General features: G+C 71.6%; 15 protein-coding genes. 5 read left to right on the top strand and 10 right to left on the bottom strand.

From position 1 onward, the window contains the following. Positions 1–124 precede the first annotated feature (124 nt). Complete coding sequence (locus QF032_RS14235; protein WP_307042963.1) at positions 125–769, top strand: DsbA family protein; 645 nt, start codon at positions 125–127, stop codon at positions 767–769. Positions 770–817: 48 nt separating this feature from the next. On the opposite strand, the gene QF032_RS14230 is transcribed toward QF032_RS14235, so the two are convergent. From QF032_RS14230 to QF032_RS40610, 7 genes are all read right to left on the bottom strand, one after another. Beyond that, positions 818–1,051, bottom strand: coding sequence for a hypothetical protein (locus QF032_RS14230; protein ID WP_307042961.1), 234 nt, complete (start codon positions 1,049–1,051; stop codon positions 818–820). A gap of 168 nt (positions 1,052–1,219) precedes the next feature. Next, positions 1,220–2,110 carry a TauD/TfdA dioxygenase family protein gene (locus tag QF032_RS14225; protein ID WP_307042959.1) on the bottom strand — a complete coding sequence of 297 codons (891 nt, stop codon included), beginning with the start codon at positions 2,108–2,110 and terminating at the stop codon, positions 1,220–1,222. A gap of 89 nt (positions 2,111–2,199) precedes the next feature. Then, a complete protein-coding gene (locus QF032_RS14220) occupies positions 2,200–3,540 on the bottom strand; it encodes an LLM class flavin-dependent oxidoreductase (protein WP_307042957.1) in 1,341 nt (446 codons plus the stop codon). A gap of 151 nt (positions 3,541–3,691) precedes the next feature. After that, positions 3,692–4,429, bottom strand: coding sequence for an ABC transporter ATP-binding protein (locus QF032_RS14215; protein WP_307056144.1), 738 nt, complete (start codon positions 4,427–4,429; stop codon positions 3,692–3,694). After that, on the bottom strand, positions 4,405–5,247 hold the full coding sequence (locus QF032_RS14210; RefSeq protein ID WP_307056143.1) for an ABC transporter permease: 843 nt from the start codon (positions 5,245–5,247) through the stop codon (positions 4,405–4,407). Before QF032_RS14210 ends, QF032_RS14215 begins: the two co-directional genes overlap by 25 nt. 5 nt (positions 5,248–5,252) lie before the next feature. After that, on the bottom strand, positions 5,253–6,308 hold the full coding sequence (locus tag QF032_RS14205; protein WP_307056142.1) for an ABC transporter substrate-binding protein: 1,056 nt from the start codon (positions 6,306–6,308) through the stop codon (positions 5,253–5,255). Positions 6,309–6,568: 260 nt separating this feature from the next. After that, positions 6,569–6,661: a putative leader peptide gene (locus QF032_RS40610; protein ID WP_373430337.1), complete on the bottom strand. Its 93-nt coding sequence runs from the start codon at positions 6,659–6,661 to the stop codon at positions 6,569–6,571. 273 nt (positions 6,662–6,934) lie between these two features. On the opposite strand from QF032_RS40610, the gene QF032_RS14200 reads away from it, so the two are divergent. Next, on the top strand, positions 6,935–7,510 hold the full coding sequence (locus tag QF032_RS14200) for a biotin transporter BioY (protein WP_307056141.1): 576 nt from the start codon (positions 6,935–6,937) through the stop codon (positions 7,508–7,510). A gap of 113 nt (positions 7,511–7,623) precedes the next feature. Here the strand turns inward: QF032_RS14200 and QF032_RS14195 are convergent, their stop codons facing one another. Continuing rightward, positions 7,624–8,346, bottom strand: a complete 723-nt coding sequence (locus QF032_RS14195) for a hypothetical protein (RefSeq protein WP_307042948.1) — start codon at positions 8,344–8,346, stop codon at positions 7,624–7,626. Between the two features lie 265 nt (positions 8,347–8,611). On the opposite strand from QF032_RS14195, the gene QF032_RS14190 reads away from it, so the two are divergent. Further along, positions 8,612–10,426: a serine/threonine-protein kinase gene (locus tag QF032_RS14190; RefSeq protein ID WP_307056140.1), complete on the top strand. Its 1,815-nt coding sequence runs from the start codon at positions 8,612–8,614 to the stop codon at positions 10,424–10,426. Between the two features lie 139 nt (positions 10,427–10,565). Here QF032_RS14190 and QF032_RS14185 read toward each other — a convergent pair whose 3' ends face one another. Continuing rightward, positions 10,566–12,104 (bottom strand): amino acid permease, encoded by a 1,539-nt coding sequence (locus QF032_RS14185; protein ID WP_307056139.1) that lies wholly within the window; start codon positions 12,102–12,104, stop codon positions 10,566–10,568. A 217-nt stretch (positions 12,105–12,321) separates the two neighbouring features. On the opposite strand from QF032_RS14185, the gene QF032_RS14180 reads away from it, so the two are divergent. Further along, the gene (locus QF032_RS14180; RefSeq protein WP_307042942.1) at positions 12,322–12,807 is read left to right on the top strand and encodes a ribose-5-phosphate isomerase; all 486 of its coding nucleotides are present in this window, start codon (positions 12,322–12,324) and stop codon (positions 12,805–12,807) included. Positions 12,808–12,905: 98 nt separating this feature from the next. Continuing rightward, positions 12,906–13,712, top strand: coding sequence for an Fpg/Nei family DNA glycosylase (locus QF032_RS14175; protein ID WP_306952288.1), 807 nt, complete (start codon positions 12,906–12,908; stop codon positions 13,710–13,712). A gap of 60 nt (positions 13,713–13,772) precedes the next feature. Here QF032_RS14175 and QF032_RS14170 read toward each other — a convergent pair whose 3' ends face one another. Next, a complete protein-coding gene (locus QF032_RS14170; protein WP_307056138.1) occupies positions 13,773–15,041 on the bottom strand; it encodes a GNAT family N-acetyltransferase in 1,269 nt (422 codons plus the stop codon). Between the last annotated feature and the right edge of the window lie 112 nt (positions 15,042–15,153).

Genomic DNA, 15,153 nt, shown 5'->3' with positions numbered 1-15,153 from the left:
CATGGGTCTGCGGACAGGAGCGATCCTGCCATGCGCCCCTGACACGGGGCGGCAGGGAATGTGCGGCACGGGTCGCGGTGTTGAGAGGGAAAGCTGTGTCTGCTGAGGATCTCTAGGGAGAGACATGTCGGAGAAGACCCCCGTCGACTTCTGGTTCGACCCGCTGTGCCCGTGGGCCTGGATGACCTCCCGGTGGGTGCTGGAAGTCGAGAAGGTCCGTGACATCGAGGTCCGCTGGCATGTGATGAGCCTCGCCGTCCTCAACGAGAACAAGCTCGACGAGCTGCCCGAGGAGTACCGCGAGATGCTGGCGGTCAAGGCCTGGCAGCCGGTGCGCGTGGTCACCGCCGCCTGGCAGCTGCACGGCGAGGACGTCCTCGGCCCGCTGTACACCGCTCTCGGCACCCGCATACACAACAACGGCGAGGGCCCGACCGTGGAGGCCATCGCCGGCGCGCTGAAGGACGTCGGCCTGCCCGCCTCCCTGATCGACTACGCCGAGCAGTCGGACTTCGAGTTCGACGCCCAGCTGCGCGCCTCCCACAAGGAGGGCATCGAGAAGGTCGGCCAGGACGTCGGCACCCCCGTCATCGCCGTGCCCGGACCCGACGGCGAGCAGATCGCCTTCTTCGGCCCCGTCGTCACCCCCGCCCCCCAGGGCGAGGAGGCCGGCCGCCTGTGGGACGGCACCCTCGCGGTGGCCTCGGTCCCCGGTTTCTACGAGATCAAGCGCACCCGTACCAAGGGCCCCGACTTCAGCAACCTGTGAGGCCGTGACGCCCCGCGGGCGGAGGCGGGCACCCGGCCGGCACGGACGCTAGGTGGCCGCCGGCTGCGGAGGCGTCCGGAACTCCTCCGGGAGGTCGAAGCCGGCCCGCCAGTTGAAGTAGGACTGCACCCGCACGCAGCCCTGGCGGGTGCAGCGCCAGTACTTGTGGACGTCCGCGCTGTCCACCTGCCCGAGGGCGTAGACGCGCTCGGCGGCGTGCAGGCGCCGGAAGTGCTGCTCGGTGTCCCCGCAGTTGGGGCAACGCCTCTTCGGAAGACCCATGCGGGCCACTGTCGCCCGCGACGGCGTCCGCCGGGAACCCCCCGCGCCGTCCGGGCGTCGCGACTCGCCCGGTCGCCGTACGGGAGCGGCAGGGGGAACGGCACGGAAACGGCACGGGAGCGGCCCCGCGAGTCCTGTCCTCGCGGGGCCGCTCCCGGCACGGCGCGGTTACGCCGCGACGGACGTGTAGTGCGCCGCGTCCCCCTCGATCGAATAGCTCTCCTTGCCGTCGACGCCGACCGGGATGTCGCCGGCGGCGGTCACCCGGTGCAGCCGGCGCGGCTGCTTGTCGTAGTTGTCGACGGCGTAGTGCTGGGTGATGCGGTTGTCGAACAGCACCAGCTGGTGCTCCGACCAGCGGTGGCGCAGGACGTTCTCCGGCCGCACGACGTACGACTGGAGCAGGTCGAGGATCCGGCGCGACTCGCCCACCGACAGCCCCACGATCCGCTGCGCGAACCCGCCGATGAACAGGCCGCGTTCACCGGTCAGCGGGTGGACCCGGACCACGGGGTGGGCGGTGCGGAACGTGATGGACGTGAACTGGGCGCGCTGGGCGTCCCGTTCCTCGTCGATCTCCTCCGCGGGAACCGCGTAGTCGTAGTCGTTGGTGTGCTCGGCCCACAGTGTGTCGGCCAGCGCGCGCAGCGGTTCGGGCAGCTGACGGTAGGCGGCGGCCGAGCTGGCGATCAGGGTCTCGCCTCCGTACGGCGGGATCGTGATGCTGCGCAGGGTGCTGGCCTGCGGCGGGTTGAGGACGAACGTGACGTCGGTGTGCCAGTGGTTGGCGACGCCCCGCTCGCTGTCGACGGGCAGCACGTTCGGAGCGCCGTCGACGGCGGGCACGGTGGGGTGGGCGGTGGTGACGTCGCCGAACTGACGGACGAAGGCCTGCTGGCTGTCGTCGTCGAGGTCCACGTCGTCGAAGACCAGCGCCTTGTGGACGTTGAGCGCCTCGCGCAGGGCGGCACGGGTGTCCCCGTCGAGAGGTCCGGAGACGTCGACGCCGCTGACATGGGCGCCGATGTTCGCGGAGAGCTTGCGCAGGTGGAGGGACATGGAAGGGGGTCCTTTCAGACGGTGGCGAGTCGGACGGCGACGAATCGGGCGGCGACGAATCGGGGGGCGACGAGTCAGACGGTGGCGAGTCAGACGGTGGCGAGTGCGGGGGCGACGTGCTGGTTGGCGGGACGCGGCAGGCCGTACCGCTCGCGCAGGGTGGTGCGCGCGCCGTACCCGGTGCGCAGCAGTCCGCGGGCGCGCAGGATCGGGACGACGTGGTCGACGAAGGCGTCGAGGCCGGAGGGAAGGACGGCGGGCATGATGTTGAAACCGTCGGCGGCGCCCTGCCGGAACCAGGTCTCGATCGTGTCGGCGACCTGCTCCGGCGTCCCCGCGAAGGTGAGATGCCCGCGGCCGCCGCCGAGCCGCCCGATCAGCTGCCGCACGGTGAGGCGCTCGCGCCGGGCCAGCTCCACCACCAGCGTGTAGCGGCTCTTCGCGCCCTCGATGGCCTCCTCGGGCGGCAGGACGGCAGGCAGCTCGGCGTCCAACTCCAGTGTGCCGGGCTCCAGTTGCAGCAGCGATTCCAGCCGCCCGACACCGTGCGCGTACACGATGTGGTCCTCGAGGACGCGTTCGTGCGCCCGCGCCTCCGCCTCCGTGGAGCCGATCACCGGCACGATCCCGGGCAGCACCTTGATGTGGTCCGGATCGCGGCCGCCCGCCGCCGTGCGGGCCTTCAGGTCGGCGTAGAAGGCCTGCGCGTCGGCGAGGGTCTGCTGGGCCGTGAACACCGCCTCCGCGTACCGGGCGGCGAACACCTTGCCGTCCTCGCTCGAGCCCGCCTGCACCAGCAGGGGGTAACCCTGCGGCGAACGCGGGACGTTGAGCGCTCCCTCGACGCTGAAGTAGGTCCCCCGGTGCCGGGGCGGGTGGATCTTGCGGTCGTCGCCCCAGACGCCGGCCGCCTTGTCGGCGACGATCGCGTCGTCCTCCCAGCTGTCCCAGAGCTTCAGCGCCACGTCGAGGAATTCGGCGGCCCGGGCGTACCGCTCGGCGTGCGCGGGCTCGGCGTCGAGACCGAAGTTGCGGGCGGCCTCCGCGCCTGCCGTGGTGACGATGTTCCAGCCGGCCCGGCCGCCGCTGATGATGTCCAGCGAGGCGAACTTGCGGGCCAGGTTGTAGGGGGAGTTGTAGGAGGTCGACGCGGTGGCGATGAGACCGATGTGCTCGGTCGCCGTCGCCAGCGCGGTGAGCAGCGTGAGCGGCTCCAGCGAGCCGGCCGGCCGCTGCGCCAGGTCGCCCCACAACTGGGGTCCGTCGGCGAGGAACAGCGAGTCGAAGGCCCCGCGTTCGGCGGTCCGGGCCAGATGGACGTAGTGGCTCAGCTCGACGTGGGCGTACGGATCGCTCTCGGGCAGCCGCCACGAGGCCTCGTGATGACCGGTGTTCATGAGAAACGCGTTGAGGTGAAGCTGGCGGGGCATGACGTGTCCTTCGGACGGTGGAGGAGGAAATGAACGCCGGGAAGACTCGGCCGTCCGGCGTTCGGGGACGAGGCCCCTTCAGGGCCGAAGCGGGGGTCCGGGGGCGGCAGCCCCCCAGGAGGCGGACCGGCCGGCCGGGTGCCGGCCGGAGTCAGCCGACGTCCGCGGTCACACCCAGCGCCGCAAGCAGCCGCTCGCGGTACTCGCCGAGCAGCGGATCCCGGTACGAGCGGGGATGCGGCCGCTCGACGGTCAGGTCGAGCCCGATCCGGCCGTGCTCCAGGACGAGGACACGGTCGGCGAGCACGATCGCCTCGTCCACGTCGTGCGTGACGAGCAGCACGGAGGGCCGGTGGCGCTCCCACAGTTCGCGCAGCAGGGTGTGCATCCTGATCCGGGTGAGTGCGTCCAGTGCCCCGAACGGCTCGTCGGCCAGCAGGAGTTCGGGCTCGCGGACCAGGGAGCGGGCCAGTGCGGCGCGCTGCGCCTCACCGCCGGACAGCTCGTTGGGCCAGGCCCGCTCGCGTCCCTCCAGCCCGACCTCGGCGAGCGCCTCCCGCCCCTTGCGCTCGGCCTCCCTGCCGTCGAGGCCCAGCAGGACGTTCTCCAGCACCCGCCGCCAGGGCAGCAGCCGCGAGTCCTGGAAGACGACCGAGACCCGCTCCGGAGCCGTCAGCTCTCCGCTGCCGGCGACCGCGTGGTCCAGGCCCGCGACCGCCCGCAGCAGGGTGCTCTTGCCGGAGCCGCTGTGCCCGAGCAGGGCCACGAACTGTCCGGCGGGGATGTCCAGGTCGACGGCGTCGAGGACCGTGCGGCCGTCGAACGACCGGGTCAGACCGCGCAGCCGGACGGCGGCGGTGGGGGTCAGCTGCTCAGTGTGCGGCGCCATGACAGCACCCTCCGTTCGACGACACGGACCGCGCTGTCGGAGATCAGACCGAAGACGCCGTAGATGAGGAGGCCGACCAGGATGACGTCCGACTGGCCGTAGTTCTGGGCCTGGAACATCATGTAGCCGAGGCCGCTGGTGGCGTTGATCTGCTCCAGGACGACCAGACCGAGCCAGGAGCCGGTGACGCCGAGCCGCAGTCCCACGAAGAAGCCGGGCAGTGCGCCGGGGATCACGATCTCCCGGATGAACCGCACCCTCGACAGCCCCTGCACCTCGGCGAGTTCGACGAACCGGTGGTCGATGCCGGACAGCGCGGCATGCGTGTTGAGGTAGATCGGGATGTAGACGACGATCGCGATGATCGCGATCTTGAAGGTCTCGCCGATGCCCAGCCACAGGATGAACAGCGGGATCAGGCCGAGGGTCGGGATCGCCCGGTTGAGCTGCACGGTCCCGTCGATCAGCGCCTCCCCGGTCCGGGACAGCCCGGAGGCCAGGGCGAGTGCCACGCCGGCGGTCAGGCCGATCGCGAAGCCGTATCCGGCGCGCTCCAGCGAGGTGAGGACGTCGGTGGTGAGCGTGCCGTCGCTCCACAGCCGGGCGCCGGTCTCCAGCACCGTCCAGGGTGCGGGGATCGCCGCGGGGTCGAGCCGTCCGGCGGCGGAGGCGGCGGCCCACAGGGCGAGGACGACGAGCGGTCCCGCCATGCGGGCGGCGGGCAGGCGCTTGCCGGGGGAGAGGCTGCGGCGGCGCCGTCGTCGGGGCGCCGGTTCGGCGGCGGCGAGGGGGGCCGTGCTCAGGGTGGTGGTGGTCATGGCGGTCACTTCCGGTACTCGGCGGCCACGGACTTCGCGGCGATGCCCTCGAAGCGGTGGTCGAAGAGCGAGGAGACGTCGAACTTCTTCACGAAGCCGCCCTCCGCGAGCAGATCGGCGGTCTCCTGCTCCCACCGGACGGCCTCGGCCCAACTGGGCGGGAACAGAGGCTTGTTGGCCAGCGCGGTGATCGCCCGGGCCTGGTCGAGGTTCAGGTTCTGCGTCTTGACGTAGAACTCCTCGTTCCACACGTCCGGGTGCTCGTACTGCCACACCTGGCCCTGCGCCCACTGCGGGATGTACGCGGCGACCGCGGCCGCCTTCGCCCTGTCGTTCAGCACGGACGCCGGCGCCCACAACAGGTTGAGCAGGTCGACGACGTCGGTGGTGACGGTGCGGGCGCCCTTGGAGGCGTACTGCTGGAGGTAGGCGGGCGCCTGGGTGTTGCCGAGCGGGGCGACGTCGACCTGGCCGGACTGCAGTGCGGTGAGGAACTGGTTGCTGGTCAGCGGGACGAGCTTCACGTCGTCGTAGGCCAGGCCGGCCTTCTTCAGCGCCCGCAGGAGGACCACGCCCTGTGCCTGGCCCTGCGAGAACGCCAGTTTCCTGCCGCGGAAGTCCGCCACGGTGCGGATGTCGCTGCCGGGCTTGGTGGCGAAGAGGTAGTTCGGCTTGCGCGTGATGTTGATCGCGACGATCTTCGCGTCGAAACCCTGGAAATGCGCCTGGATCGGCGGGATTCCCGCGTTGTTGGCGAGGTCCAGGGACTTGGCGCGGAACGCGTTGATGACATCGGGGCCGGCCCCGATGTTGAGCCAGTCCGACACCTTGAACGGCAACGCGGGCAGGTTCGCCAGCTTGAACTGCAGCTGCTGGACGTTCTGGAAGGAGGAGATCTTCAGGCTCGTGCCGGCCGGCACCTCGGACGCGAGCGGGGCGGTGGAGGCGCCCTTCGCGGTCGCGGCGGCGCTGCTCTCGGCGCAACCGCTGAGACCGGCGACACCGGCGGCGGCGCCGAGCAGGGAGGTGAGGAAGACGCGTCGGTCATAGGTGGCAGGCACAGCGGGACCCCCAAGGGGAAAGCGGCGGAAAAAAACGCAGACGGAATGCGGGAGCCGTCACGGAAGGACGGTCCAGGCCAGGGGAACGCACGCGCGGAGGACCCCGCGCGTCAGCGGCACAGAGGGCGGCGGTTCAGGAAACGAGGTTCGCGTCCCCGGAGCGGCGGATCGACGCCCGGAGTTCTGAACCGGGCAGCCCGGGACGGGGTCGGTCCACGTCCGGGCGCGGCCCGCAAGCCGAGGCGCGCGGTGACCGCGCCTCAGATCGGCCGGCGACAGGTGGCCGAGCCCTGGCGTCGCAGGTCGACATGGCGACGCGACGTGAGGTTCCTGGACTGGGCGAGGGCTGACATGGCTGAGAGCGTAGGACGGCAAACCCGAATCCCACCAGACCACTAGGATTTAGTTGGCGGGAGTTCACAATCCCGTCGCAGACGGAAAGGTGAGCGAAACATCCCCACCTCAGTGATCGGCGTCACGCCACGCCCGGTGTAACCGGCATCTTTTGTGTGGAGCCCACCACGCCGCGGTCACCGCCTTTGTCGATCGTTGACGGTGAGCGGCTCGACCGCGCTGGGATAGCGTCGCCGTGTCCCGAACCGCCCCCGATCCTCGCGGAGTCCCCCATGAGCACCGCCGCCACCGCCGCACGCCCCGGACAGGTCCTCGCCGACCTGCTCCCGGCCTCCCGCGTCCGGGACCTCGCGCTCGTACTCGGCGGCGCCGCGCTGACCGGACTCGCCGCCCAGATCTCGGTTCCGGTCCCCGGCAGCCCCGTTCCGGTGACCGGCCAGACCTTCGCCGCGCTGCTCGTCGGCACGACCCTCGGCGCGCGTCGCGGAGTCTCCTCGCTCGCCGTCTACGCGCTGGCCGGCCTGGCCGGCGTGCCGTGGTTCGCCGACGGCGCCTCCGGCATCGGCGTCTCCTTCGGCTACATCCTCGGCATGATCCTCGCGACGGCCGTCGTGGGCGCGCTCGCCCGCCGCGGTGCCGACCGCTCCGTGCCGCGCACCGCCGGCGCGATGCTGCTGGGCGAGGCCGTCATCTACGCCGTCGGCGTCCCGTACCTGGCCTACGCGGCCGACCTCTCGGCCTCCCAGGCGATCGCGGTGGGCCTCACCCCCTTCCTGATCGGGGACGCGGTCAAGGCGGCCCTGGCGATGGGCCTGCTGCCGACGGCGTGGAAGCTCGTCAAGCGGTAGGCGCGAGCAACGTATTCCGGCCGACGGGTCCGGCCGGTGCGGAAGAGGTCCGCCCGGGTCGTCCAGCGACGCGCCCCGGCGGACCTCTTCCGCGTTCTGCAATCCTTCCGCGTTCAGCTCGCCTTCGGCCCGGCCGGCCGCCGGGACCACCACAGTCCGGCCGCGCCCGCCACGAGCAGCGCCGCCCCGGCCGCGCCGAGCGGCAGCAGGTCCCGTCCGACGCCGGTCCTGGGCAGTTCGTCGCCTCCCGGGCCCACGGGCGCGTTGTCGGTGCCGAGGAGCAGCGGGGTGGCGGGCGCGTTCGGCGACGGGTTCGTCGTGCCGAACGGCACCGGGCCCTGCTGCCAGTACGTCTTCTTGCCGTCGGCGGTCTGCACGGGAAGACAGATCTTTCCGGTCTTCCCGAGGTCGAAGGTCGCGTCGACCGCATAGGACCTCGACGCGCCGGCCGCGAGATGGCGGATGGGGCAGGAGAAACCGCTGTTGGACCCTTCCGGCAGGTCTTTCGCCGCGATCGCGTCACAGTCCTGAACGCTTTTGACCGTAAGGCCGTCGAAACCTACGACCAAAAGCCTTATTTGTTCAGTGTCCTGGGTCCCCTCGTTCCTCACCGTGGCGGTGAGGGACGTTTTACCTGAATTGTTGTCGACCGAGATCCTCTCCGGCAGCAGGGTCGTCGTCCGCACGCCTGCCGGCGCCATCTCGACGACCTTTCCCCCTTTGCTGCTCCCCGGCCCGTGGTCGTCCGCCCCGGCGGGGAAGGGCAGGGTCAGTACGGCCGAGACGGATGCCACGACCAGCGACCCGACGGCGATCGCCGCACGACGAGAACTCATGTTCGCCCCCTTGGCTGCGTCTGAATTCGCAGTACTTGAAGAGGTACCACAAGATTTCTCCGCACTATGCTGGTACGGCACTAAGTGTGACTATTGCGTTTCGGGGGCCGGGCCAGGGAGGGGGTGCAGCGGATTGCCGGGTAATTCGGGAAGCGCGGGAATTCCGGGAAGCGCGGGGGATCCGGGGAATTCGGGGAACGCGAGGATTCCGGAGGGTGGGGAGAACTCCGGGGGGCCGGGGAGCGGTGGTTTCCCGGAGTTGCTGGTGGCGGGGCGTTATCGGCTGGCCGAGAGTATCGGCCAGGGGGGCATGGGGCGGGTGTGGCGGGCCGTCGACGCAGTGCTCGACCGGCAGGTCGCGGTGAAGGAGATGCGCATCGACGGCCTCGGCTCGGAGGACACCCGCACCCGCCGCGAACGCACCCTGCGCGAGGCCAGAGCCACCGCCCGCATCGACCACCCCAACGTGGTCCGCGTCTACGACGTCGTGGACGAAGGCGACCGGCTGTGGATCGTCATGGAACTGGTCGCGGGGCGCTCCCTCGAAGGGATCATGGCCGAGGACGGCCCGCTGAGCCCGCTCGACACCGCCCGCATCGGCCTGGGGCTGGTCACGGCCCTGCGCGAGGTGCACAGCCGGGGTGTCCTGCACCGGGACATCAAACCGGGCAACGTCCTGGTGGAGAGCCGGGCGCCGGCCGGGAGCGGGCAGGGGCCGGAGCGGAGGGGACCCGGCGGCCGGCGGATCGTCCTCACGGACTTCGGCATCGCCGCGATCCAGGACACGAAGGCGCTGACCATGGTCGGCATGCTGGTCGGCTCCCCTGACTACATGGCGCCGGAGCGCGTCTCCGGCCGCCCGCAGGGCCCGCCCTCCGACGTCTGGTCCCTGGGCGCGACCCTCTGCGCCGCGCTGACCGGCCACTCCCCCTTCGCCCGCGACACCACACTGGCCACCCTGCACGCGGTGCTCTACGAGGAACCCGAACTCCCCGTCGGCGCGGGACCGTTGAGAGCCGTCCTCGCCGTCCTGCTGGAGAAGGACCCCGCGGCCCGTCCCACCCTCCCCGCCCTGGAATCCCTCCTCGCCCCCATCGCCTTCCCCCGTCCCACGCCGACGCTGGCGGCCGGCGCCCCGCCCCCGCCTTCCGGGACCTCCCTCGCCCGCGCCCAGGCCGTCACGGAACGCAGGTCGGTCCCGGACGGGCACACCGCCCCGGCGTCCGACGCCCCTCGCGCGGAACGAGCGGCGGAGCGGACGCGGGGGCGGACCCGGCAGCCACACGAACCCGCACAGGCGCAGCGGCACGGGCAGGGACAGGGGGGCGGGCAGGACCATGAGCAGGGGCAGACGCCCGGACGGGCGGGCCGTCGGCGTACCGGCCTGTTCGCCGCCCTCGGCGTCGCCGCCGTCGGTGCGGTCGTCGCGGTCGTGCTGGCGACGATCCCCGGCGCACGGGACGGCGCGGACAGGGCCGGCGGCGGAGCGTCCGGCCCGTCCGCCGCCACCCCCACCCCTACCGCCGCCACCCCCACCCCTACCGCCGCCACCGCCACCGCCGCCGCCACCGCCAACGGCTCCGGCTCCGCGGCCCACTCACCGCCCGGCTCGGGCTCGGCGTCCCCCACGGTGCAGGGGACGTTCCGGCCGCCGAGTCCGCCGCCGGGCGCCCACCGGGAGGCGGGCGGCTACGCATGGGTGACGCCGAAGGGCTGGCGGCGGGACGTGAAGACGGGCTCGGAGGTGCACTACACGTCCCCCGACGGCGCCCAGGAACTGGTCGCGAAGTCCTCCCTGGCCCACGGCGACCTGATGGACGCCTGGCGCACCTCAGAGGAGAACGCCCGCCAGGGCCGGGACTACCGCAAGATCCGTCTGGCGGAGACGACGTTCCGCGGCCGGCCGGCGGTGGTCTGGGAGTACACCTTCACCCTCCGCGGCGACCCGTGGCACGCCCGGCTGCTGGGCTTCGACGAGAGCGGGAAGTCCTACCAGGTCAACACCTGGTACCGGCCCGGCAGGGAGGCGGAGGCCCTGCAGACGTACGAGGCGGTGAAGGGCAGCTTCACGGTGATGTGAGAACGGAGGGGGAGGGGACGGAGGGAGAGGAAGGGGAGGGGAGCAGAGCAGAAGGGACGGCGTCGGACGCAGCCCGGACACGACGAACAGGGGGCCCGCCGAAGCGAACCCCCTGCCACTCACCGGCCGTTCCGGCCCGCTAGCCCTTGTCGGCCTGGGAGCCGGCGCCTGCGGAGGATGCGGCGGCGGAGGCGGCGGAGGCGGCGGAGCCGACCGCGGGGTCGGCGGGACCGGCGGGGGAGTGGCCGATCCGCGCCCCCGCGCCCCGCTCCTTCACCACGGCGATGGCGACCACGATCGCGGCGACGAGCAACGACAGCAGCACCGTCGTCCGCCCGCTGCTCTCCCCCTCGGTGTCGGTCAGCATGTAGCCGAGCACGAAGACGATGAGTGCCGCGGTCGCCCAGGTCAGGTACGGGTACAGCCACATCTTCACGACCAGCTTCTCGGGCGCCTCGGCCTGGATGATCTTCCGCATCCGCAGCTGCGAGAAGCAGATCACCAGCCAGACGAACAGCGCCACGGCGCCGCTGGAGTTCACCAGGAAGAGGAAGACGGAGTCCGGGAACCGGTAGTTGAAGAAGACGGCGACGAACCCGAAGACCACGGAGGAGACGATCGCCGCGAGGGGGACGCCACGGCGCGTCGTCCGGGCGAAGACCTTCGGCGCGTCGCCCCGCTCGCCGAGCGAGAAGGCCATGCGGGAAGCCGTGTAGAGCCCGGAGTTGAGGCAGGACAGGACAGACGTCAGCACGATGAAGTTCATGATCTGACCGGCGTGTGCGATGCCGAGCGAGTCGAGGGCGGCGACGTAGGAGCCCTGCTCCTTGATGGACGGGTCGTCCCAGGGCAGCAGCGTGACGACGACGAAGATCGAGCCGAGGTAGAAGACGCCGATCCGCCAGATGATGCTGTTGGTGGACTTTGTCACGGCCCGCTGCGGGTTCTCGGACTCGCCGGCCGCGAGGGTGGCGATCTCACTGCCCATGAAGGAGAACACGACGAGCAGGACGCCGGTGAGGATCGCGCCGGGTCCGTTGGGCAGGAAGCCGCCGTGCCCGGTGAGGTTGCCCAGCCCGGCCTTGTCGCTGTCGGCGCCCGGGAGCACGCCGAACACGGCGAGGCCGCCCACCACGATGAACGCGCCGATGGCGACGACCTTGATGCCGGCGAACCAGAACTCGAACTCGCCGTAGGAGCCGACGGAGACGAGGTTGGTGGCGGTCAGCACGACCATCACGATGAGCGCCCACCCCCACTGGGGAACGGCGGGCATCCACCCCTCGAGGATCTTGGCCCCGGCGGTCGCCTCCACGGCCAGCACCACGACCCAGAAGAACCAGTACAGCCAGCCGATGGAGAACCCGGCCCAGCGTCCGAGCGCGCGGTCCGCGTGCGCGGAGAAGGAGCCGGAGGTCGGATTGGCCGCGGACATCTCACCCAGCATGCGCATCACCAGCACCACGAGCGTGCCGACGAGCGCGTAGGAGAGCAGGATGCCCGGCCCGGCGGTGGCGATGCCGGAGCTGGAACCGACGAACAGCCCGGCGCCGATGACGCCGCCGATGGCGATCATCGACAGATGCCGGTTCTTGAGACCTGCCTGAAGTCCGGAACCGGGTTCTCCGGTGCCTCCGGGGCCTGGGTCGGCCTTGGTGAGGGTCGGCTGCGAAGTCATGGGGATGTCTTTCCTTTGCGCCGCGTGAGGGGAATCAGGGGGATCGTGCGGTGGGGGGCGTACGAGCCGGTCCAGTGAATCCGAGGCAAATGAATTCAGGAACCTTTGATTCCAGATTGTTACTTGAGGTTTTCCTGAGCTTCCACGGCATTGTTGAGCGTTTCCAGACGCGGCACCCGGGGCTGCTACCCCACGGCCCCCATGTCACACTCGTCCCATGCGCGTGTATCTCGGCTCGGACCATGCCGGCTTCGAACTCAAGAACCACCTCGTCGAATGGCTCAAGGCGGCGGGTCACGACCCGGTCGACTGCGGGCCCCACATCTACGACGCCCAGGACGACTACCCGCCCTTCTGCCTCCGCGCGGCGGAGAAGACGGCCGCTGACCCCGACTCCCTCGGCATCGTGATCGGCGGCTCCGGCAACGGCGAGCAGATCGCCGCGAACAAGGTCAAGGGCGTCCGTGCGGCGCTGGCCTGGAGCGAGGAGACCGCGTCCCTCGGCCGCCAGCACAACAACGCCAACGTCGTCGCGGTCGGCGCCCGCATGCACGCCGAGGACGAGGTGACGAAGTTCGTCGAGACCTTCCTGGCCACCCCGTTCTCCCAGGACGAGCGTCACATCCGCCGCATCGACATGCTGGCGGACTACGAGACGACCGGCGACCTGCCCCCCGTCCCGCCCCACCACCCCCAGCAGTAACCCTCCGGCCGCAGGCGGAAGGCGCCGCCCACCCGACCGGACCCGGCGGGTGGGCGAGACGGGTCCCGGGCGGCCCGGGGCGGGGAAGGAACACACCGGTGCCGGAAGGCCACACGATCCACCGACTGGCGCAGGACTACGCCCGCTTCACCGGCGGGCCCCTGCGAGTGAGCAGCCCCCAGGGCAAGTTCGCCGCGGCGGCTGCCCTCCTCGCCGACGCCGCCCTGACCCGCACCGAGGCACACGGCAAGCACCTCTTCCTCGGCTTCACCGCCGACCGCTGGATCCACATACACCTGGGCCTCTTCGGCAAGGTCACCTTCGGTCCGGCCCCCGCACCGCCGCCCACGGACACCGTCCGGCTCCGCCTCGCCGCCCCGGCCTCCTACGTCGACCTGCGGGGCCCCACGACCTGCGCCCTCATCGGCGACGAGGAGAAGCAGGCCGTACACGCCCGCCTCGGCCCCGACCCGCTGCGCGCCGACGCCGACCCGCAGGCCGCGTACGCCCGCGTCTCCCGCAGCCGTACGACGATCGCCGCACTCCTCATGGACCAGAAGATCATCGCCGGCGTGGGCAACGTCTACCGCGCCGAGGTCCTCTTCCGGCACCGCGTCGACCCCTACCGCGCGGGCCGGACGGTCACCCCCGCCGAATGGGACGCGATCTGGTCCGACCTGGTCGCCCTCATGCGCCAGGGCGTCCGCGACAACCGCATCGACACGGTCCGCCCGGAGCACACCCCGGAGGCGATGGGCCGCCCGCCGCGGGTCGACGACCACGGCGGCGAGGTGTACGTCTACCGCCGTGCGCACCAGCCCTGCCATCTGTGCGGCGACGCCGTCCGCACCGCCGACCTCGCCGCCCGCAACCTCTTCTGGTGCCCGACCTGCCAGAAGAACTGACCAGTGCCTTTCGAAAGTGGCGTCGCATGCCCGAAGGGCGGACGGGACTCTCGAAACGCCCTAGAAACCGTGCGGCAGCCAGGGCGCCGTGGCCGACCCGAACCCCGACGCCGCCTCCGTCAGCGCTCCCCGCCTGACCTCCCGCACCCGTCCGGCCGCGCCCAGCGCCGCCAGGCTCACCCCGCCGAGGTAGGCCGCCCCCAACTCCCGTACGGACAGGGCGAGGTCGGCCGCGTCGGAGGTCCGCGAGCACACCGCGCCCTTGGCGTCCCCGGAGAGCCGCCAACGCCCGGAGTTCCAGGGGCAGAAGGCGTCCTCGACATCGAACACCACGTCCACCGGCGCCTGGTACGTCCGCGCCTCCAGCGCCGTGCCGACCTCCACGAGCCGCACGTACAACGCGTCCCGCACCCGCAGTTCGCACCGCCGGACGTCGGACACGAGATGCTGCCACCCCTCGTCCACCGGCCGCCCCCGCACCTCGAGCGAGGTGGTGAGGTCGATCCCGAACAGGAACCGCCACAACGCGGCCTGCGACGGCGCGTCGACCGCGGTCAGATCCCGGAGCAGCACCCGCCCGTTCTGCCCGCTGTGCCCCCACTCGGGGCGCACCCGGAACCGGGCGTAACCGGTGACCTCGCCGTCCCGTTCGGTGAGCACGCACTGCAGCGGCGACGCCCCGCCCCGCTCGCTCTCCGGATCGAGCAGCGCCGGCCGTTCCCAGCCGGGCCGCCGCGCGAGCATTCCGGGCCGGCCGGGCACCGTCCGCGCGTACACCGCCTCGCACACGGCGAGTTCCGCGCCGGGGTCGGCGTACCGCAGCCGGACCTCGTCCGTCCCGTCCGGGACGGCCAGCCGCACCCGGCTGGTGTCGATCTCCGCATGCAGCCCGAAGGTCGCCACGCCATACCCGAACCGTCCGTAGATGTCCGGCTCGGAGGCGGTGAGAACGGCGAGCGACCGCCCTTCCGCGCGCGTGTCGTCCAGCAGTCGCCGCATCATCGAGGTCAGAATCCCGCGCCGCCGGTGCGTCGCGCTCACCCCGACCATCGTCACGCCCGCCGCCGGCGTCGACGCCCCGCCGGGCACGGTCAGCCGGAAGTCGTACGCCCCCGCCGTCGCCACGCACATGTCGCCGTCCCACACGCCGAGGCAGCGGTCGTACGGGGTGAGCGACCGGTAAAGCTCCCGCTCCTCGACCGACTCGGGGACCCCGCCGAAGGCGCGCACCAGAGTGTCGTACCAGGTGTCCCACTCCTCCTCCCGCAGCACCCGCATGTCGGTCGTCGCCGCCCGCGCCGTCCCGCCGTGACCCGCCTCACTCGTCATGGGCTCATGCGTAGCAGGCCGACGGGGGTCGGGCCAGGGAATTTCGCCCTCTTGCGGCGCGAGCGCTTTCCGTGGCGTTCACTGTGAAGTCGAACCTCGGAGGGGGGACAAG

The organism is Streptomyces achromogenes (assembly GCF_030816715.1).
GTDB classification, from domain to species: domain Bacteria; phylum Actinomycetota; class Actinomycetes; order Streptomycetales; family Streptomycetaceae; genus Streptomyces; species Streptomyces achromogenes_A.
Note: the sequence above shows the minus strand (reverse complement) of the source record. Positions and strands in the feature narration are given on the sequence as shown.

What these genes read in the sequence shown, in the direction of transcription:
- QF032_RS14235 (WP_307042963.1), top strand. Translation starts at nt 125, where the DNA reads ATGTCGGAGAAGACCCCCGTCGACTTCTGGTTCGACCCGCTGTGCCCG.
- QF032_RS14230 (WP_307042961.1), bottom strand. Translation starts at nt 1,051, where the DNA reads ATGGGTCTTCCGAAGAGGCGTTGCCCCAACTGCGGGGACACCGAGCAG.
- QF032_RS14225 (WP_307042959.1), bottom strand. Translation starts at nt 2,110, where the DNA reads ATGTCCCTCCACCTGCGCAAGCTCTCCGCGAACATCGGCGCCCATGTC.
- QF032_RS14220 (WP_307042957.1), bottom strand. Translation starts at nt 3,540, where the DNA reads ATGCCCCGCCAGCTTCACCTCAACGCGTTTCTCATGAACACCGGTCAT.
- QF032_RS14215 (WP_307056144.1), bottom strand. Translation starts at nt 4,429, where the DNA reads ATGGCGCCGCACACTGAGCAGCTGACCCCCACCGCCGCCGTCCGGCTG.
- QF032_RS14210 (WP_307056143.1), bottom strand. Translation starts at nt 5,247, where the DNA reads ATGACCACCACCACCCTGAGCACGGCCCCCCTCGCCGCCGCCGAACCG.
- QF032_RS40610 (WP_373430337.1), bottom strand. Translation starts at nt 6,661, where the DNA reads ATGTCAGCCCTCGCCCAGTCCAGGAACCTCACGTCGCGTCGCCATGTC.
- QF032_RS14200 (WP_307056141.1), top strand. Translation starts at nt 6,935, where the DNA reads ATGAGCACCGCCGCCACCGCCGCACGCCCCGGACAGGTCCTCGCCGAC.
- QF032_RS14195 (WP_307042948.1), bottom strand. Translation starts at nt 8,346, where the DNA reads ATGAGTTCTCGTCGTGCGGCGATCGCCGTCGGGTCGCTGGTCGTGGCA.
- QF032_RS14185 (WP_307056139.1), bottom strand. Translation starts at nt 12,104, where the DNA reads ATGACTTCGCAGCCGACCCTCACCAAGGCCGACCCAGGCCCCGGAGGC.
- QF032_RS14180 (WP_307042942.1), top strand. Translation starts at nt 12,322, where the DNA reads ATGCGCGTGTATCTCGGCTCGGACCATGCCGGCTTCGAACTCAAGAAC.
- QF032_RS14170 (WP_307056138.1), bottom strand. Translation starts at nt 15,041, where the DNA reads ATGACGAGTGAGGCGGGTCACGGCGGGACGGCGCGGGCGGCGACGACC.